Origin of the sequence: Flavobacterium pallidum (assembly GCF_003097535.1) — a bacterium.
GTDB lineage: Bacteria > Bacteroidota > Bacteroidia > Flavobacteriales > Flavobacteriaceae > Flavobacterium > Flavobacterium pallidum.
The window spans coordinates 2,431,824-2,453,764 of sequence record NZ_CP029187.1 but is presented as its reverse complement, the minus strand read 5'-3'; the positions used below and the strand labels follow the sequence as shown (position 1 = coordinate 2,453,764).

9 protein-coding genes are annotated in these 21,941 nt (G+C 45.5%); 2 read left to right on the top strand and 7 right to left on the bottom strand.

Going from position 1 to position 21,941, the window contains the following annotated elements:
* Positions 1–131: 131 nt before the first annotated feature.
* The 4 genes from HYN49_RS10035 to HYN49_RS10020 form a co-directional block, all read right to left on the bottom strand.
* Complete coding sequence (locus HYN49_RS10035; RefSeq protein ID WP_108903990.1) at positions 132–596, bottom strand: YMGG-like glycine zipper-containing protein; 465 nt, start codon at positions 594–596, stop codon at positions 132–134.
* Positions 597–687: 91 nt separating this feature from the next.
* Complete coding sequence (locus HYN49_RS10030) at positions 688–1,314, bottom strand: DNA/RNA non-specific endonuclease (protein ID WP_181368944.1); 627 nt, start codon at positions 1,312–1,314, stop codon at positions 688–690.
* 158 nt (positions 1,315–1,472) lie between these two features.
* Positions 1,473–1,652 carry a YgaP family membrane protein gene (locus HYN49_RS10025; RefSeq protein WP_108903988.1) on the bottom strand — a complete coding sequence of 60 codons (180 nt, stop codon included), beginning with the start codon at positions 1,650–1,652 and terminating at the stop codon, positions 1,473–1,475.
* A gap of 27 nt (positions 1,653–1,679) precedes the next feature.
* Positions 1,680–13,046 carry a LamG-like jellyroll fold domain-containing protein gene (locus tag HYN49_RS10020; RefSeq protein ID WP_108903987.1) on the bottom strand — a complete coding sequence of 3,789 codons (11,367 nt, stop codon included), beginning with the start codon at positions 13,044–13,046 and terminating at the stop codon, positions 1,680–1,682.
* 217 nt (positions 13,047–13,263) lie between these two features.
* On the opposite strand from HYN49_RS10020, the gene HYN49_RS10015 reads away from it, so the two are divergent.
* Complete coding sequence (locus HYN49_RS10015; RefSeq protein WP_108903986.1) at positions 13,264–14,805, top strand: T9SS type A sorting domain-containing protein; 1,542 nt, start codon at positions 13,264–13,266, stop codon at positions 14,803–14,805.
* A 20-nt stretch (positions 14,806–14,825) separates the two neighbouring features.
* Here the strand turns inward: HYN49_RS10015 and HYN49_RS10010 are convergent, their stop codons facing one another.
* Both HYN49_RS10010 and xth read right to left on the bottom strand, forming a co-directional pair.
* Positions 14,826–16,832 (bottom strand): tetratricopeptide repeat protein, encoded by a 2,007-nt coding sequence (locus HYN49_RS10010; protein WP_108903985.1) that lies wholly within the window; start codon positions 16,830–16,832, stop codon positions 14,826–14,828.
* 69 nt (positions 16,833–16,901) lie between these two features.
* Positions 16,902–17,675: an exodeoxyribonuclease III gene (gene xth, locus HYN49_RS10005; RefSeq protein ID WP_108903984.1), complete on the bottom strand. Its 774-nt coding sequence runs from the start codon at positions 17,673–17,675 to the stop codon at positions 16,902–16,904.
* 204 nt (positions 17,676–17,879) lie between these two features.
* Between xth and HYN49_RS10000 the strand changes: the two genes are divergently transcribed.
* The gene (locus tag HYN49_RS10000; protein ID WP_108903983.1) at positions 17,880–18,194 is read left to right on the top strand and encodes a hypothetical protein; all 315 of its coding nucleotides are present in this window, start codon (positions 17,880–17,882) and stop codon (positions 18,192–18,194) included.
* On the opposite strand, the gene HYN49_RS09995 is transcribed toward HYN49_RS10000, so the two are convergent.
* Positions 18,195–21,929, bottom strand: coding sequence for a metallophosphoesterase (locus HYN49_RS09995; RefSeq protein ID WP_108905027.1), 3,735 nt, complete (start codon positions 21,927–21,929; stop codon positions 18,195–18,197).
* Positions 21,930–21,941 lie beyond the last annotated feature (12 nt).

The window sequence follows — 21,941 nt, the reverse complement described above, 5'->3', positions numbered from 1 at the left end:
GGTTGCAGGAACGAATGAAATGTGAAGTTTTAAATTAATTCGTTTTCAGAACCTCATCCCCATAACCAACAATAAAAAAACCGAAACTAAAAGTTCCGGTTTTTCGTGGATATATGTAGAGATAGTCGTGATTATTGTCCTGCTGCCTCTTTCTTCTTTTTTTCATCAATTACAGATCCGACACCGGCTCCAAGGATAGCACCACCTACACCACCGATGATAGCGCCCTGCCCTTTTTTATGCTTAGATACTACAGCACCGGTTACAGCACCTACACCGGCCCCGATTACTGCGCCTTTTGCAGTGTTACTCCAACCCTTCTTCTGTGTGGTGGTTGTGGTTGACGAGCTGGTAGTCGTAGAGGATGAATTTGAAGCAACGGCATGCTGTCTCTGTATTCTCTGTGTTTCAGCTACAGCTTTCATTGAATCGATGGTTTTCTGTCTGGCTTCTTCGGCTTGTTTTGCCGCTACTTCCACCCTGATAGAATCGATGGTGGCCTGTTTTGCCTGTTCGGCTTCTGCCTGTTCTTTTGCGGCGTTCTTACAAGAAGCTATTGTAAGTGCACTGACGAGTATTAATGCTAATTTTCTCATGGCTAAACTATTTTGATTTATAATGGTAAAATTAATAGCTGCCGCTGAAAAAAAGGTTATGGTATTTCTGACAATTGTTTCAATTTAACATTTAGGGTACCAAATCATAACCAAGTTTCCTTTTTAATGCCTCAAGCGTGATTGCTGTAGCGCGTTTGCTTTCGTCATTTGGAAATAAAAGGCACCAAAGCACCTCGCTGGTTTTGGCATCCAATACCACCTTATAACAAAAATCCGGAACGCCGATATTGTTGCTCCCAATGGTTTTATCACTGTAAATACCACCTGCAATGATAAAAAGTCTGCGTTTTTGTGAACTGTCGCGAATTTTTTCTTCCCAGGTTTTCCAGATGCCGCGGTTCAGTGCGATGGTTTGCGGAAGACAGTTGTAGTAACAGAAGGTGGTTTCTTCCATCGTACAATCATATGCGAAGTCTTCAGCATTTACCAGATGGCCCTTGTCATAACCAGATCCTGAATAATCCTTATCGGAGGCAGTTTTTATACCGCACTTTTTAAAATGGAAACTTTCCTGCTCCCGGTCGCATGACCCGCCACCTTTATATAAAGTATACGTGACATACAACGGCTCCTTAATCGCATAACAGAAATATGATTTGTAAACACCCGTATTGACGATGGTGTCGGTTTTGAGTTGGGCAGAAAGGCTTGCCGTGAGTAAGCATGCCCAAATGAGGAATAGTTTTTTGGCTTTCATAAAATTTATTTTTGGCGTATAATGATTTTCAAATATAAATAAAAAATGCCCTGTTGGGGGCATTTTAAAAATAGTTGGTTGTTATTAATTAATTCTGATGATCATGCAGGCGCCGATTGGTTAAATATAAATTCCGTTTGGTGTTCGTCGTGTCAATCTCAAGGAAAACGATACACGACACAACTCCCGAAAACCACGGTAAGCAAAAGATAAATCCCGATAACGCCTGAAGTAATCCCCACGAAACGGTCATCCCAGGCGATGAGGGAAAGCAGCAGGAACAGCACTGCAGCAATGAACCTGATATATTTATCGGAAGTATTAATGTTTTTCTTCATACCAAATAATTTAAACTGAACATCTGACTAATACACGGCTTTTTTAGTGACCACCTGTTGGTTATCAGAAGTGATCTGTAGCAATAACACCTGTTGTTCCGCTTTCAAATCATCCAGGGAGATCTTTGAAGCATCCACATCGTCGGCGGTATAAATCAGCCTGCCACGGATGTCAAAGATACGCACCGTTTGCATGGTCATTTTTCCACTATCGATTTTCAGGATGCCATTTTGCTTGTAAACGATTACGGAATTTCCATCAATTACAGGATTTTCCGTTCCTAAAGTCGAATTGGTATAGACGATCTCAAAACGGTTTGCGAAAACACCTTCAGCAGATACAAAGGTGTAGCCTGTATTTTTGATGCTTTGGATGGTGCCTGAGAGATTATCCTTAAGGTAAATTTCCTGGTTGCCCGAAAATAAGCCATCCACATGGTCGATTGCAATAGTATAAGTACCGGCAGCTGCAGCATTGAAATTCAGCGGCACGACATCCGTATTTACAAATGGCAGCGGCCTTCCCTGGATGAGGTAGCTTTGCCCGTTTATGAGGCTGGAAATGGCGCTTCCGCTTTCAATCTGCCTGCCATCTATAGCAATATCCTCCCCAACCGTAGCGCCTTCCATATATCCGATAAGGATTTGGTTTAATCCTGAAACCGGACTATTCAGATCCAGCCAGATGCGGTGTTTTTCAGTGGAAGACCGATAGAACGCTGCATCATTTCCGCTTCTCATGCTGTTGTCGAAATGGGCTGTCGCTGCGGTAGCGGCTTGCAGGATAAATCCTTGCCCTGAAGCGATGAATCCATCTGGTTGGTCGCCTCCGGTTATGGCAGCAGTGCCTCCCAATGCATTATAGCTGCAGTAATTTGCCCCTGAAGCCGAGCCTTGTGCCCTGTGTGTCCAGAAATACAGTGTCCCCGGGTTCTGCGCTAAGAACAGGTCTGCACTCAATGTCGAAGGATACGGGTTTCCTATCAGATTGTATCCTAAACCATCAACCGTAACAGGAACATCAAAGTTTCCATTATTGGCCACACCGGTAAATGTGCCGATAAAGGGCTGCGGTGCCGCAGGCGGATTGATGAAATTATTCGCTGCACGGATCATGAACCCTTTTGCAGGCTGGAAATCATTGATTGCAGGATTAATCCATGCAAAATTGTTTGCTGCTTCATCCAGCGTATAAAAACGGTTCGGCAAAGTCTCCCCTGAGAAATCCAGGAGGTTCTGCCCTGCTACCGGCGCCGACCAGTATACGTAATCCTGGCGTACCATTGCCGCATTTTTTTTCAGCTCAAGCGTTCCGGAATTGGCCACATCAAGTACCTGTAACAGGTTTGCATCATTATTGATCGTAATATTTGCACCCGGCGAAACGGTAACCTTACCTTGTATATTGAAATCATTGCCATCGTTTACTATCACCTGTGCATGATTGCCTACAATTAAAGTACAGGCATCAAGATTGGCAGTTGAGCTGTAATTCCCGGAAATGACCGCAGCGGTATTCATATCGGGAACACCGTTGCTCCACGCTGTACCATTCCAAACCGTAACATTATTGCAATAGCCAGGCAATGACTGCCCGATCACCCAGTTGCTTGTATTTCCGATGAGGCTGAAATTATGCAGCGTCCCGTCAAAAACGGTTCCGCCAATTGAAGCGGGTAAAGCCGTCAACCCTGTATTGTTTCCGCCCGGTGTACCTACATTAAAATCATAATGGGCTACAATGCCGCTGCCGGGAGCGGCGCCATTCATATCGGACTGTATATCAGATCCGGAACGTGTATAATCATAGATCCTGACATCGTCTATATTACCTTTGAAAAAAGTATCTTCTGTCTGGCTGTTGCCTAATGAAAGGAAATGATTTCCGTCAAGCAGCAGTATATTGTCAAAATGATAGATTTGACCAACAAGGTTGCCGTTGACATAAAGCAGGTATTTGTCAAAATCAAAAGTACAGGCAATATGCATCCACGTGTCTGGCGCATAGCCGAAATCTACGTCTGCGGCAGTGTTGTTCCAATAATTTCCCGTCCCGAAATCGGCATGGAAAGTATGCCCGTCCAGTATCTGCAGGTCAAACGACTGATCACCGCCACCCCTGGTACTGAAAATATGCATCCTTTTAGTAGCTTCCTCAGGCTTGAACCAGCCTTCGATAGTGAAATTACCTCGTACGGTTACTGACGGATTCGGCATATTTACATAATCATCCGTGCCGTCAAAATGCAGCGAATTGTCGGTGAAATTGACGATGCTTATTGTCACGGTAACCGACTTCGTAAACGTACATCCCGTATTCGTGGTACCGGTAACGGTATATGTCGTGGTCTGGTTTGGTGAAGCGATAACGGTATCACCCATCGTAGTATCCAGGCCTGTAGCCGGAGACCACGAATACGTGTCGGCGCCCGTTGCAGTAAGACTCACCGCATCTCCCGAATTGATTGCCGCTGAAGCCGGGGTAATCGCCAATTGATTATTATACACCGTTACCGTAACCGTTTTGGAATCCGTGCATCCGCCATCATCGCCACTAACGGTATACGTCGTGGTCACCGCAGGGCTTGCAACCACTGTATTACCATTGGTCGTATTCAGGCCTGTGGCAGGGCTCCACACATAATTTGTTGCTCCTGAAGCTGTCAGTGTCACTCCTGCCCCACTTTCACAAATGGCTTGATCGTTTGATACTGTAACAACAGGCGCTTCTCCTACATTAACAGTAATCGTATTGATGGTGTTACAGCCGAATGGCGCGGTAGTGGTCGCCGTATACACTGTCGTTTCTGAAGGGTCTGCGTAAACCGTATCCATCAATTCCCCGTTATAAGGAATCGTAGCGTCAGCATCAATATACAGGCCTGTAACCGGTGACCAGGATGAATGCGCTATTTTTGAGCTTACCACAACGTTGTCAAGCCTCCAGAGTTGGGTACTATTGCTCACATAATTAAACCTGATCATAATTGATGGCAGGTTTACATACGCCTGTAAATCAAAAGTAGTGTGGGCATAACTCAGGAACTGCCCTTCATAATTCACCAGCTGATCCCATGTTGTGCCATTATCTCCGGAAACCTCAACGGCTGCCGTATTAAAATTCCCAGATCCGGCGAAATAATCGAAATCAAAATCCAATTTCAATGTAGTGAGGCCTACAGTACTGAAAGCAGGAGAAATCAATTGTGAATCCATGCCGCCGGGACCTCTCTGTGCCCTTGCCTGCCTGCTTGGCCAGTTGTCTGCAAACTCCCAGCCAGGACCTGCTGTAGGTGCTGTAATTACCGTCCAGCCCGGTGCGTTCGTATCAAAGCCTTCATTGATCAGCACGACCGGTGGTTCAGCGTCATTCACCATCAGCATCACAGCGCCGGTACTGGCACATTTTGCCACGCTGTTAAAAGCAACGGTGGCAGCAATCGGTGCATGTGGTGTCACAGTAATCGTTTGTGTGGCAGTGCAGCCTGCAGTTGTTCCTGTAACGGTATATGTTGTCGTCGTGGAAGGGTCAGCAATAACTGCATCACCGCTGTCCGTATTTAATCCTGTGGACGGGCTCCATAAATAGGTATCCGCTCCGCTTACTGTAAGCAACGTTCCGGTGCCTGTGCAGGTGTCAGTTGCGCCTGTAATGTTCAACAGCGGAGACGGCAAAACATTTACCGCAATGGTATTGGTTGAATCGCAGCCACCTGCTGAAGTTGTAGTGACCGTATAATTTACATCTGAAGAAGGATTTGCATAAACAACATCAACAGTTCCTCCCGTATATGGAGTTGTCGCAGCGGGGTCTGTAAAAAGCCCTGTAGCAGGAAGCCAGACTGAAGTATTTGCTGATCCGCTGATTGTTATGTTGTCGATTTCCCAGACGATGCCAAAAGCTACCGCATAATGAAACCTGACTTTTAATGCCGGCTGGTTCAGGTAGGCATTTAAATCGATATGCTTCGTGCCTTGAAAACCGCTATTGGTATAGTTTGCAACCTCATTCCACGTGATGCCATTATCCGTAGTGATTTCAACCCCTACGAAGTAATCTGCATAGTTTACATAATTGGCATAAAAATCAAGTGCGCAGCTTGTAAATCCAACCGTACTGAATTCCGGCGAGGTCAAAATACTATCGGTTCCGGTAAAAACCGGCGTCTGTGCCTGATTTGCGTAAGGCCCCGGAACAACACTCCATGCATTATAATCCCAATCCGTAGCATTATCCTCAAAATCCTCGGAAATCAGGTAATTGGTGACTTTAAACGGAATAGCCGCTTCAACACTGCATTTTGTAACAGTGGATGCCGATTCTACAGTAGCCGGATAATTTGCAGCCACGAAAACAGTGATATCCTTAGTGCTGGTACAGCCGTCAGGTGTCGTTGCCGTTACAGTGTAAGTAGTGGTAATTGCCGGGGTTGCAATAACGTCCGGACCTGATGTGGTGTCAAGTCCATCCGTAGGGCTCCAGTCGATTACAGCTGTTACGGAACTGTTGGCGTGTAATGCTGTTGATATCCCGTTGCAAACCGCGGTATTCCCTGAAATTGTAATCACTGCGCTTTGATTGACAGTGATGGCAGCAGTATTCTGTGTATCCTGGCATCCTGAAGGCGCTGGCGTGGTCGCTGTGAAAGTGGTTGTAGCAACAGGCTGGGCATACACCGTACTAAGGGGTTCTCCGGCATATGGAACCGTTGCGGCAGCATCTGAAAACAATCCTGCTGAAGGCGACCACGTAGTCTGGGATTGGTTTGCGATAATTTTTACATTGTCAATATACCAGCTTTCGCCGGCACCAACACCTTGTGTATAAAACCGGATCCTGACATCCGGCATGCCGGCATACGCAGATAAATCAATCGTATAAGGCAGCATTGTGCCGGAACCCACGTTAGGGTCATACAGATAATCATTGAGTAAGGTCCAGCTGGCCTCATTATCAGTGGATATTTCAACCCTGATTGCCGATTCATTAGGGCTGTTGTTATATTTTTGCTCGAAAGTCAGCTTGTAATCCGAATGGCCTACAGTACTGAAGGAAGGCGACTTCAGCCAGGTGTACACAAAAGCAGACGGAGATACATCTCCCGGATGTGTCCTGACCAGTTTTCCATTGCCCGGAACGAAACTGTCTTCATATTGCCATGCCGCCTCGACCGCTGAATATGGCTCCCCTGATATCAACCAATCAGGCGCTTCGGTATCAAAATTTTCAGAAAGTACCGTAACATCCACTCCGGGATCATTTACCGACAATAGTATTGCTGGTTCCGCTGAACATTTGGTGGCATTTGGAACATTGATGACAGGATGAGTATTTGCTATGACTGAAACAGTGACCGTATTGGTGGCACTGCAGCCGTTGGTTGTTCCCGTTACAGTATAGGTTGTTGTAACCGATGGATTGGCAATTACGGTGCCGCCTGTTGTCGTGTTTAATCCTGTTGAGGGACTCCAGGTATAACCGCTGGCGCCATTCGCAATCAGTATTGTTGAGGAACCCTCGCAGATGGTAGCAGCCGGAGAAACTCCAATCACAGGCATTGGATTCACAGTGACAGTAGCATTCCTTACTTCGTTGGGACAGCCGCTGGCAGGAATCGTTGTAGCCGAATAAGTTGTCGTATTTGAAGGTTTCGCATACACTTTAAGCCTGTTTTCACCGGCATAGGGAATTGTTCCTGCCGCATTGGAGAATAATCCTGTTACTGGTGTCCAGGTGGTCGTCGGCTGAACGGTGGTAATTTTCACATCATCGATATACCAGCCATTTGTTGCCCCCTGAGCACTGTAGAAAAACCTGATTTTTACATTTGGATAATTCAGGTAATTTCCAAGGTCAAGTGTCATTGTTGTAAGGCTTGTATAAGTACTGAATGTATAATCCGCCAATTGCTGCCAGTTGGTCCCGCCATCAACAGAAATTTGTACGGTAGCCGCAATCCTGATGGAATTGGCATAATATTGCTTAAACGATAAAGAGGCACCTTCATAACCCATTGTACTGAACGAGGGCGAAGTTAATTTCGTATCTACCGCATTCGAACTGATAACGCCCTGCGCCTGCATCAGTTTCACAGTGCCGAAAGAAGAGTTGACTGATTTCCAGTTTCCTGTCGCCGGGGATGAGCCTGCATTTGATACCGTCCAGGTTCCTACGCCAAGGTCAAAATTTTCAGATAATGTAGTTACGTTTGCTTCAACATCTGTAACAGCAATAGGAACGGCAGGATCTGCCTGGCATTTTGTAACCGCAGCCGGGGAAATTGTTGTAAGTGTATGGGGCGTTACTGTAATCGTAACCGTTTGAGACGCAGTACATCCGTTAGTACCTGTTCCTGTAACCGTATAGGTCGTAGTGGTTGCCGGACTTGCAGTGACCGTTGCGCCTGTGGTGGCGTTCAATCCCGAAGATGGTGTCCAGGTGTAAGTATCTGCACCATTGGCGGTCAAAGAAGTACTGCTACCCACACAAATCGTAGCCGATGATGGCGTCACTGATATTGTTGGCAACGCCTTAACAGTAACGGTAATAGTGTTCGAACCAGTACAACTTCCCGTTGTCCCCACTACGGTATAGGTAGTTGTAACGGTTGGGGTGGCTGTTACCGAAGCACCGGTGGTAGCACTCAATCCGGTAGCAGGCGACCAGGTATATGTGGTTGCTCCTGAAGCAGTCAGCGTTGTTCCGCTCCCCGGACAAATATTTGGTGAAGCAGCAATGACATCTATATTTTGTGACCCTACTGTGACCGTAACCTGCCTGGTGCTGCTGCAGCCATTTGTAGTTCCTGTAATGGTATAAGTTGTGGTTACTGTTGGATTGGCTGTGACTGAGGCGCCGGTTGTAGTGTTTAATCCAGTAGCAGGGCTCCAGGTATAGGAATTGGCACCAGTAGCATTCAATGCAACGCTTCCCCCGGTACAAACAGAGGGTGATGCGGGCGTTACATTTACGGAAGGGGTAGTATTTACCGTAACCACCACGGTCTGCGTATTGGTACAACCGTTAGAACCCGTTCCTGTTACAGTGTAGGTAGTTGTCGTCGTCGGAGTGGCAGTGACAGTAGCGCCTGTTGTAGCGCTCAAGCCAGTTGACGGGCTCCACGCATATGTTGAAGCACCTGTCGCCGTTAATGTAGTTCCTGAACCGGAGCAGATTGTCACTGAGGCAGGAGTTATATTCACACTGGGCTTTACATTTACGCTTACAGTAACCTGTTTTGTACTGCTGCATCCATTTGTTGTTCCGGTAATCGTGTAAGTGGTTGTAGATGCCGGACTTGCAATTACTGTAGCGCCGGTTGTTGCACTCAGTCCGGTAGCCGGAGCCCAGCTGTATGTTGTAGCACCTGTTGCGGTTAACGTGGTGCTGTTACCTGTGCAGATTGTCGGTGCTGAAGGGGTAACATCAACAGTTGGCAGGGTGGTATTTACGGTTACCGTAACTGTCTTCGTACTGATACAGCCGTTGGCATTAGTTACCGATACTGTATAAGTAATTGTTGACGAGGGTGTAGCGGTTACCACAGCCCCATTGGTGGTATTCAGTCCTGTAGACGGACTCCAGCTGTATGACGTTCCTCCTGAAGCGGTCAAAGTTACACCGCTGCCCACACAAATCGTTGCCGCCGACGGAGTGATATCGGCAGTTGGGAGTGAATTTACCGTGACAGTGACCGTCTGTGAATTAGAACAGTTGCTGCTGTTAATGCCCGTTACCGTATAGGTAGTGGTCGCAGATGGTGTTGCAATAACCGTACTTCCTGTACTTGTGTTCAATCCGGTGGATGGACTCCAGCTATATGAAGTCGCACCAGTTGCCGTAAGCGTTGTAGAGCCTCCATTACACACTGTTGTCAGACCGGAAATTCCAATCGTAGGCCTTGGCACTACCGTAAGGGTCGCCATTGTTGACAATACAGTCCCGCAATTTCCGGGATTATTAATCAACACATCAAAACCGGAACCATTTTGCGCAGTAGTTGGATCTGTAATCGTAAGCGTAGCCGTTGTTACATTGCTGAATGGTGGCGTATTGGTCAAATTAATCCCGTTTCGCCTCCATTGGTATGTTGTTGCACCGGTTGCCGAAACACTGATGAGCGCCGTGCCTGCCGTGCTGCAGATCGTTGGCGGATCCTGGGGTTGCTGGGTTATTACCGGTGCGCTGTAAATCGTAAAAGTACTGCCGCCTGTAACGGAACCTGTAAACGCATCTATCGTAACCACTCCTGAAGTTCCTGATGCCACGGCAGGAATCGTAACCGTGACACTATTTGAAGTATTTGCCGTAATTGTACAGTTCGTGCTACCAATCCTCACAGCCGTCACCTGGTAGAAATTATTGCCGTTGATTGTTAATGATGTCCCGACGCAGCCTGAAGCACTGCTTAATGACGTAATCGACGGGGCAGCAAAAACAGTAAAGTTTCCTGCATCGGCACCAATATCGATTGGCGTAAGCGACGAACGGGTCTCTCCATCAAAATCATCAGCCGGATAACCGGTGTTGTCTCCACCGGTACTTTCAATACGTGTCGGAATGGTCGGGCTGATATGCAGGTTTGGCGTTGCTGCCGTCGCATCGATAAACTGTGGATTTGAGAAGATCGTACTTGTTTCCTGTGGTGCACCTAAGGCATTCCTGTACCCGCTCATATTGGTACTTGGATAGGAAAGTCCGTTTACATACGCCATCACATACCCATTACCGTTACCGAAATATAAGTTGTTATTCATAGCAAGATAATTCACCTGCGTATAGGTATCCATACTACAATGGGTACCAGTACCGCCTGAATTGCTCCTGAAATTCGCGAATATATTGTTATAGTAAATCCTGGCTCTTGCGTTACTCACAGAATAAGCTTTTGAATTTCCTGCGCCCGAAGTCTGCGTGCCGCCGATGTAAATGCTGTTATTAAACGCTGTGATATCCGAGTTTGGTGAATTCAGCCCAGGGGAACAGATGCCTTCAATAGTGGCACCCACGCTGATTCCGCTGCCCAAAGCGATCATATTGTTCTTAAAATCAAAATTACCCTTGCCTAAGATTTTAATCCCGCTGATAAAACCCGTAGGTGAATTACCAATGATCGAATAAATCTGGTTTCGGTTTATTTCGGTAGTCGGCACACTTCCATATCCATAATTTTCAATGCCCACAACATAACCTGTAGTGGAAGCATTAAGATTTGAAATATTATAAATCGTATTGGTATTGATGTAAAAAAATGGGGAATAGTTTGTTGAAAAAGTCATAAAGCTATAGACCCCGTTGACTTTCCCATTAATATCCGGTGAGTAGCCTGTAAGATTGCGGATCGTGTTGCCGCTGATCGTAGATTCGCGTTCTGCGTAAACCCCAACGCAATCCGAACCGGATGCTGTCGCGTTATTCAATATGGAATTTGCAACCGTCCCTCCGATGATGTTATTGTTGCACGTATGTATTGCTCCATCCACTTGTGGAAGCCCGGTCATACCAATTGCTTTCATTTTGACGATACCGGAGGAAGCCATTGTAATACCGCCAATATTGTTCGAATTGATGACAAATGTTCCGATACCCGATTTGTAAATACCGTATATATTAACTTCAGCTGTAGTTGTGGAATTGTAGTTAATATTGCCGTTAGCACTTAAGCTTCCGATAGTGTTGCCAGTGATATTGCATTGCCCATGGTGCATATGGATCGCATTAAATGCATTTGCGGCTGATGTGCCTGACATCGCAATGCCGGCGATCGTGTTGTTCTCAATCCTGGTCATTCCGCCCTCAAGGGTTCCCATACCTGAATCCCCGAAACTACAGTCGATGGCAGTGAATTTACCCGAACCTGTCAATGTATATGTGCCGGTTCCATTGCTGTTCGCATAACCTATCGTATTTCCGCTGATCACGGATTCTGTATTGGCACCATAACTGTTGCCCAGGTGTATCGCCGAATGGTCTGAGGTAATCGCCCTTGACACCGTCTGGAACAATTTGTTATTTGCAACCGTAATATTAATCACTTTGCTTCTTGCATATACACCGCTTAAGGTGTAATCGTAAATCGTGTTATTCGAAATATTAGAGTAAGAAATCGGATTCGGATCTCCGTATAAATACACACCGTATTGCGGCAGGCTGCTGTCATATGGCCCGATCGTACAGTAAGAAAGCGTATTGCCCTGGCTGTTGCCCACGGTGTGTGTCGTATAACTCACAACGCCACTCGCACCCGATCCCAGCAATTTACACCGCGTAATGACGTTATTCCCAGTGGAACCAAATGTAGTGATGGTCTGGAATCCTGGCGTGATGTTTCTTATCGTAAGCGCATTGCCATCGGTATTGAGGCCGTCGATGGTTACATTTTGCGCATTTCGGATAAAAATGCCTTCATTTCCACTCACCGTAATCGTGCGTTCCACACCACCGACCGGCGATATGTTGATGGAGGAATATGATGCTGCACCGGTTCCGCTGGCATCCAGGATAGGTGTTTGCGGTTCTACCGAATCACGGATTATCTTTACCGAAATCGCTCCGGTATGCACGCCGTTGTTAATCGCGCTAAATGCTGCGGCAAGGCTTTGGTAATACGTAGTCCCGTTCACTAATACTGAATAATAATCCCTGTCCGTAGTCCAGTTCCCGATGGCGCTTTGCAGGTAAAAATTCTGCATCGTACCATAGCGTGTTCCATTTACGCTGTTCACCACAGTGGTTTGTCCCGGGTTGTTTCCGTTAGCAGTTGTAGCTGCGTTGGTAAAACTGTATGAAATAATACCGCTCGGAATCGTGTATACCGGGCTGTTCATTTCAGCAGTCATCTGCGCTTCGGTGGGATGGCCTGAAGTAATATTCACCCTTACTTCATCTATCGCACCACGGAAATACGTATTGAAGTTTGGATTTCTTCCGATCTGCAACTGATGGTTATTGTCAATTAAAATATTATCTTCAACATAATCCAATGGGCCGCTGGCGATGATTTTTCCATTCACATAAATGTAATAGCCATAATAATCCACTGAAAGTGCCACATGAAACCATACGCCTGGCGTATAGTTATAAGTCGCGTTAGCCGTAGTGGTTTTCCATGACGTACCATTGCCGATGTCGCAATGAATGGTATTCCCGTTCAGGATCTGCATATCAAACCCGTATTCACTGGGTGACCTGGAATCGAAGATATGCATGTTTTTTGTAGCATCTTTTGGCTGTACCCAGGCCGATATGGTCCAGGATCCTGCAACCGGCGTGCCTGCACCAACAGTAACATAATCATCATTACCGTCAAAATCGAGTGCTTTGCCGGTTCCCTGTGCCGAAATCTGCAGCACCACAGCAAAAACGAGGAGGATTGAATAGTAGATTTTTCTCATGACCAAAGATTTATTTTAATGTAAAGGATGTCAATCTGTTTTACATGAAAAAAAAAATGTTCTGAACGGCGGCGTACGCGGGATGAAATGGCGCTGGGCTGTGACATTTGAAATTCATTTTTAAAAAAAAAGTTAAAATCTACCCGAATATTACGCAACCCGTCACGCCATCATCCATCTTACCAACGACGTTACGTCGGAAACAAAACCAAAGCTTATGAAAAAAATTACCTTCCTGTTGCTGCTTTGCATCACTGCAGCACAATCACAAAACTTCGAGTGGCTGCAAACGCCCGAAATCACTTTCGGCATGAATCCCGACGGCATCAGCTATCCTTTGGCAACTGATAATTCGGGCCATGTTTATATGGCTGGTTATAAGGAAAACCCTGTGCCATACAACGACGTTATGGGAAACGTCTTTTGCAACAAATATGATACCGGAGGAAACCTGCTGTATTCCAAAATACTGTCCGGCGAAGTGACGGTGTATGAAATGGCTACCGATAATGACGGGAACCTGATCATGGCGCTTGGCTACAGGCATTCGATCGTTTTTGACAATATAGCGTTTTTAACGGGTCTGGATGACGTGCAGTACTTGATGGTGAAATTTGATCCCGACGGAAACATGCTCTGGTACAGGCCGATTGAAATCCAGGACAGTTTCGTCAATGATTTCCGCACCATCGTTACAGATTCCGGCAACAATATTTACATCGGGTATGATGATTACAATTATTCATATATCATGAAACTCGACGCTTCCGGAGCAACGCAATTGACCATCACGCAGGAATATGCCAAGATGGTGACATCGATCAGCGTAGACAACCAGGGGAATATTTATGGCGCGGGTGCCTGTGCCGAAAGCATTGCTACATTCGGCGGTGTTGCAGCCGGAGCGCCATTCGGTTACAATACTTATGCCGTAAAATATAATGCCGCGGGACAATTCCAATGGATCAAATATGTGGAAGACGTGACCTGCCCTTTCCCTCAGATAAAAGCAAAAACGCCGGATGCTGTTTATTTCAGTTCCTATCTTTTCGGAAGCTATGATTTCGGGCCGATTAATACAGAAGGACCGACTGAAGGGGGATTTAGCGATTTCTTCCTTGCAAAACTGAACAGTGCCGGGGAATACCAATGGGTCAGGGAAGTAAGCGGCATCGGCAGTGTGACTACTGGCGTAAAGAATTTCCTTGAGCTCGACAACGAAGGGAATATTTATTTTGCTGGCGGTACGAAAGGCGTGGTAAACTGGGGAAATGGCATCATAACGGACAATGGCGACTACAATGATGACGCGGTCCTTGTAAAATATGATTCCAATGGTAATGCACAAATGGCGGTCATGGCGGGCGGCGATTCCTATGACCGCACCGATAGTGTCAGGATTGCCGCCGACGGCGCTATTTACCTTAGCGGTATGGCATATGGTGATGCCGATTTTGGCGATTTTACGCACGACGCCGACGATTTCCAGAGTTATCCTTTCCTTACCAGAATCAGCAGTGCGCCATTGGGTGTGCCGGAAAATGAGGACATCAAAATGGCATTATACCCGAATCCGGCGAAAAATGACATCCGGTTTACTGCAAATACAGCGGTCAGCGGGACCATATGGAATATGATTGGGCAAAAGGTGGTAGATTTCAGTGTGGATGCAGGACAGACCGTGGATGTAAGTTCGCTGGCACAAGGCACTTACCTGGTGAATGCTAACGGAAAAGGGCTGAAGTTCGTGAAACAATAGGATAACCGGATATCTTAATTCTAGTCAGTTGCCAATGATTTCAAATCCTTAAACGACACCACAAAAGAAGTATTTCGTTCATCAGAATGAAAAGATAATTTTCCGCGCAATTGCCTGCTTAAAATCGATACGAGCCTCAAACCCAATGACTTTGTTGTCTTCATATCGAAATCGGCTGGCAAAGGTTTCCCGTCATTCTCGATATGCAATTCATAAGCATCGCCACTAGCATGAATCCGTATGCTGATCTTACCATTCTCCCTGTTTTCAAATGCATACTTGTATGCATTCGAAACCAATTCGTTTACAATAAGGCCTAGTGGAATCGCAGTATCGATATCAAACTGGATGCCGTCAGTATTAATTTTCGTTTCAATATTTTTTGAGTCAGCACGGAACATCTGCGAAAGGTATACTACCAATTCCCGCAGGTAATTTTCAATATCTACAGTATTGAGGTGTTCTGATTGGTATAAATTCTGGTGGATCAGACTCATCGCCTGTACCCTGCTCTGTCCTTCCTGGATGGAAGAGAGTAAGGTTTCATCCTTGATATTTTCAGATTGAATATTTAATAAACTTGAGATAATCTGCAGGTTGTTTTTCACCCGATGGTGGATTTCCCGCAATAGCGTTTCCTTTTCGTCAAGCGAATGCCCGATCTTTTCATTTTGCTCCTCGATAATCCTCTTCTGTTTTTTATTGCGCTGCAGGTTGTAATTGATCCAGAAGGCAAAGAACGTCACGATGATCAGCGCAATTAAAACCGCATATATCGCACTGCGCTGCTGCCTGGCTTTGAGTGCCGTAGCGGCATCTTTCTTTTGCTGCAAAGCTTTTTGTTCTTTCTGCTTGGTATTAAATTCGTTTGTGAGGCGGAGTTCCGTCAGCTTTTTATCTCTTTCAGCATTGAATATCGAATCGCTCAACGTTTTAAATTGCACATGGCTTTCATAAGCCTGCTTGTACTTGCCCATGGCGCCATAGGTTTCCGCGAGGTATGAATATCCCAGCTTTTGTGCATCGAGATTACCCACCTTCCTGGCAATGGATAGCCCCTCATTAAGGTTTGAAAGTGCCTTTTGAAAATTGCCTTTTTTGAGGTACACACCGCCCAGATTTACCAACGATGAAGAAATTCCGGCAGAATCTCCCGTAATTTTACGCATGGACAATGACATTTCGAGCTGGGTAACGGCTCCCGAAAAATCCTTCCTGAATAATGACACTTTTCCAAGCCCTTCATGGTTGTTGGCTTCTGAAATTTTATTACCCCCTTTTTGTGCATATGTTACGCCGCGTGTGTACCATTTTTCGGCTTCATCCATCAAATTTCGTTTATAATAGGATTCCGCTATATTCTGCGCCGTCAATCCAATCCCATACCACGATTTAAGTTTTTCCTGGTATTTCAGGGACTGCATGTAATTGCTGATTTCTTCTTTATAACGCCCCTGGATGCCGTATATGATCCCGATATTGTTGTAAAAAGTGGAAACGCCTTTGTCCTTCCTCTTTTTTGCAATGCCGAGCCCTTTATAGAAATAGGCCAAGCCTTCTTCATAGTTTCCATGTTCAGAATAAGCGCTCCCGATATTATTGTAAAGGCCCTGTTCCATTTCGAGGTTATGGGTTTGTCTGGCCACCGCCAAAGCCTTTTTAAAATGCCACATGCTTTTATCAAAGTTATGCAGTATGCTGTAGTAAACGCCAAGCATCAGGTTTCCGTTGAGCAGCCCGGTTTTATAATCCAACTTTTCAGAAAGCCTCACTCCTTTTGTCGAATAATCCATGCCGTTTTTGGCATCGGATATCATGTAGTATTCGATTGAAAGGTTTTCGTAGATCCTGATCTTTACGGAATCTTTTAGGGAAAGTTTGTTGCCGTGCGCCATTTTATCAGCGTCGTATTTCACGAGCGCAGCATTGAGGCTGTCTATCTTTTTTGTTTGTGAAAAAACGTTGATAGCCAGCAATACGAATAAACCCGGAAGTATTTTCCGAAAAGATAATATATGGGGGACCATAGCGATATGTTTTGCTGCAAGTTATGAAATTTATTTTAACATAAATTAACAAGAAAACCAAGTGGATATTTATGGTTCAAGTGTGATCCAAACCGGCGCATGATCGCTCGTCTTTTCCCATCCGCGGACGTGCCGGTCCACACCACCTGATTTTAATTGGCCAGAAAGCTCAGGACTCAACAGGAAATGATCGATTCGCAGCCCGGCATTGCGTCCGTAGGCATCGCGGAAATAATCCCAGAAAGTATAAATTTTTTCCTCTGGGTATAATTTTCGTATGGCATCAGTCCAGCCTTGCGATACCAACTTATGGAATGCAGCACGAACTTCTTCCCGAAATAAGGCATCATTTACCCAGCGTTCCGGTTTATAAACATCGAGTTCCGTAGGCATGACATTAAAATCACCGATAAGGATTACCGGTGCTTTGTGTGCCAATAGTGACGCCGCACGGGCGTGAAGCCTTTCGAACCATTTCAGCTTGTAATCAAATTTTGGACCTGGTGCAGGATTTCCGTTGGGAAGGTATAAGCATACTATGACGACACCATTAACGATGGCTTCGACGTAACGGCTCTGCAAATCCTCAGGATCCCCGGGAAGACCGCGTCCTATCTCTTGTATTTCCATCCCTTTTGCAAGGATGGCAACACCATTCCACTGTTTCTGTCCCTGCCAGATGGCGTTGTATCCCGCAGTATTGATCTCTTCAATCGGGAATTTTTCCTGCGGTGCTTTTAATTCCTGCAGGCACACCACATCGGGTTGCGATTCCTGGAGCCAGCGAAGCAATACTGACAGTCGTCCATTGACACCATTGACATTATACGTTGCAATTTTCATAAAGTTTTTGTTCCAAGTTACGATTTTCAGGAACAGGCTGCAAATGAAAGACTGAAAGCAATCGTAAGTTATTTCATCAGATCAAAGCCATGATCAGTTGTTATAAAATGACATAACGTTCCTGAAAAATCTTGTAATTTTCCCATTTTTCAAGTGTGTAATTTTAGGTTGCTGTAAAATGTACGGCCGAAAAACCTGAATCCTATGAAAATTGAGATAATTACCAGTGACACAAATGGCATAAAGTCACAACTTACGCCCCTTTACAATCTTGTAAAGCGAAACGAAGAAAACTTCCTGCACCGCGAACCGCGCTTAAAGGAATTTATTATAGAACTGCGAAACAGCGCCTTACTTGCATTGCGCGCCAACAAAGGCAATTCCAGCAAACACATCGTTTCTGATGACGGGCAATCGATAAAACTAATCATCACCAGCCTGTCACAACCTGACGTAGACACGATCTGCCAATTGGCTTCCAAAGAAATTGAAAATATCAAGCACGAACTGGACGAATAATTAAAACCCGAAGCCCAGGCCAAATGATATCCTTCCGCCTTCAGAAGAATAGAAATAATTCAGTTTCGCAGTGACCGCATTCACGCCGCTGAGCCACAATCCCCCGCCATAGGCAGTATGCCATTTTTCCGAGAATTCAGTAGGCAACCAAACGCGGCCGTAATCAAATCCTGCAAGCATACCATAACGCATCGGAACGATGCTGTTCTTGATTTTTCCAAACTGCAGCCTTAAGTCGGAACTCTGGAAGAACGATCTTTTCCCTGAAAAACGCTCACTGCGGAAGGCACGAATATCAAAATCCCCGCCTATCGTTGCCATTTGGTAAAATTCGAAATCATTGCTGAAAAGCAGTCTGGATTTCAGTTGTGAGGCAAAGACCAGTTTTCCGCTTGTAAGCACCTTATGGCTGAAGCCGATCATGCCTTCCAGATGTGGCACGTTTCTTTTCGTATCGGCCATATTAACGACACTTCCGGCTTCAATATAGCACTTCATGCCCAATGTCGGGTTTGATGGATTGTCATAATTTTCAAAGCCGTAACGCAGGTTCAGCCCGGCAAAATTTTGTGTGCGGAATACTTTCGGATCCACAATTCCGGCACCCATAATCCTGCTTTCACTGCGTTCTACTTCTATCGATTCAAAGGTTGCCTGAGCGGTGAAAAAAGCACCCAACTCCCCTTTCCAGTTCAGCGAAGGCGCAGCGTACATGATTTGGGCCTTTACACGGTTGTAATCCATATCATCGTCTATTTCCTCCTCGCGGTTTTTGGTCTCATTGCCATAGCCAAAGAAGTTAAAACTGAAATTTGGGCTCGTAATGCGACCGTCCATCTGGAAATCCCAATCGCTGGTAATATTTGGGAAATTGCCTTTGTATATCAGTTCGTAGCCGCCTGTCGCGAAGTAATAATTTGCTTTTATATTATGCTTCTGAGAATAGGGATTGCGCTTGAAACCGTTGACGGTATAGGTCATTGAAATCCCCACTTTCACACCATCATCAGGGTTAAATCCGACATTGGGGAAACCCGCTATAGCATTGTATTTAGGGCGTTTGTAGTCATACTGGTTCAGGTCATAATCGTCGGAAAGGATTTTTTTGGTATGCCCATCGGTATCAAAATCATTTTCCTTTGAGGCGAAATCATAAATCCTGATCTTCTTGCCGTTTTTCACATGGTAAACATCGTGGTTCTGCCCTCCGAAAAGACGGATTTTGATAGCGTGATTTTCTTTTCCATCGACTTCATACACATCGTCATCATCAAGTCCGTAAATCCAGATTTCGCGGGTATCATCCCTGTCATATATTCTGCTGCTGATCAAAACCTCTTTGTCATTCTTAATCCTGTAAACACTTACGCCGGTTTGGTCATCCCCAATCCTTTTGATGACAAATTTGTCTTTTTTATCCGTACCGACAATCAAAACCGTTTTCTGCAAGACTTCAAAATAATGGTCTGCATATTCCTTGAGGTGACCGCGCCTTGACTTTAGGTTTTTCTTAATTTCGTCAATCGTGGCATCATTGACTTCTTTTGGCAATTTGTTGAACGCCGTTTCAATTTCTTTATCGGTAAGGTTGTTTTTCAGGTAATCCGCCTGGTCTTCCCAGTCTTTTTTCGTAGCGGCAGTGATGAAAGCAAGGTCCAGCGGATAGGCTTCCATATTGAACCATTTTACATTCGCAATATCATCCTTAAACGACTGCATATGACGCAATACGGGCATTTTCATAATCAGCCACAAAAGTGAGCCGTCGTATTTCGAGAAAGCCTGGTCGCGGTCACGTGGTATCGGGCGGTAGATGACCTTATCCTTTTCGTTGTATTCACCCCAGCGCCATTGGTCATAATGGCGGTCCCAGTCGCCAATGAGCATATCGAAAAGGCGTGCCCGGATGTAGGCTTTTTCATCGATTTTGTATTTTTCATCCTTACGCAGGTTCAGCAACACATCGTCAGTGCTTGCAATCGCATCAGGCTTGCCGAAGCTTTTCAGCTTTTCAAATCCTTTATCGGCACGTTCCTCAATCATATACAGTTCATCGCCAAACTCCTCATTGAATTCCCCAAGCGCATTTTGTTTTGGCACGTAAAACAACTTTGGGTTCGTATGGCTGATCTGTACCGATTCCGCCAGATCACCCACAATAAAGGGCGTGTATGGATGTGAAGTGGTGTAAAAATCCAACAGAAAATCCTCAGCATACGTGTTTTTAAAGTCCTGCTCCACGAACTGCTTCTTAAAAGCCATGGTCTGGATAAATTTTACCGCATTTTTACGAAGGCCACGCATCGTATATTGCTTTTTTGACTTGTCCTCGAGCCGCAACGACATCGACTGGTGTCCGCCGCCGGCAGTAACCGGTGATAATCCACCATACAAAGTATCAAGCAACGCAGTACGGACAGGGATTTTTGTGCCATAATATTTCCTGTAATGCTTTCCCCAAAAGAAATTGTGTACGCCGGATTTGTGCAACAGAGAATCATTGTAAACCGAAGCGTCGTATTTTGCAGGAAATGATGACGGATATACCTTCACTTCTTTCTCCAACACCGGCGGATTCACCCTAAATTTGTGCAGCAATTGCTCCTGTTTTTTCTTCATTCCGAAAAATGAAACCCAGGCCTCGCCTTTTTCATATACCTCCAAAACCGCATAACCATTGCCGCCGAAAGAAAAATCATTTGGATCAATCGCCCGCGCGGCCTCCGATTTAGAACCGGCGCCACTCACAATTTGTTTGATGTTTTCCCTTTCGATGTATTGTAAATTATGTTCATGCCCCGACACGACAATCACGTTGGGCATGTCCTGGATCATCGGTTTGATGCGTTGTACCAAAGCCGTGTATTTCTTATTCATGAGGTCCTGCGGGTCCAGCCCGGAAGTTTTCCTGATGAAATTAATCACTGACCCGACAACCGGCAACGGCACATCCGACTGGAACGGAAACAGGCTCTTGGCCATCGAAAACTGGCCGCCATGCGTGCCATTGCTGATCAGCGGGTGGTGTACGGCAAGCAATATGGTCTTCTTTTGGTTCTTTGTAAGCTGGTCTTCGAGTTCGTTAAAGAAATCCTCGCGTGACTTGATGTCGCAGTCATCATTAATGGTAGGGTTCTCGTCCCAGTTTTCCATATACCACTGCGAATCGATAATGATCAGCGTGATATCATCGCTGATTTTGACATTATCGATGCCGCAGCCATTTTTAGGAAGGAATGATTTCTTCTGCTGCAACTTTTCGGTAATATACTTTTCCTGGCGTTTCAGGCCTTGCAGTCCTTCGCTGTACCAATCGTGGTTTCCGGGAATAAAGATGGTTCTCCCTTTATAATCCTGCGCCAATGCCACCTGGTTGTCAAGTTTGACTTCGGCAAGTTTTCTTTCTTTCTTGCCCTGCATCGGCATCCCGGCAGGATAAATGTTATCGCCTAAAAATAATAGTGTGCTTTGCTGCCGCGCATTGTCAAGCCTTTTTTTGAGAAATGAAAGCGTATGCTGTGCATTGGGCTTGTCGGCATTTCCGGCATCGCCAACCAGGAAGAACGTGTGCTCGAGTTTGGCTTCGGTAGTAGATAACACAGCATTTTTTGACACATTTTTTCCATATTGCGCTTCATATGTCGCGCAGGAATTCAGTAATGTCAATAAAAAAAAGACAGTGATGAAGGGGAAAATTTGTGTGGAGGTTCCGTATTTCCAACAAAATAATTTCATAATTTGGTTCCA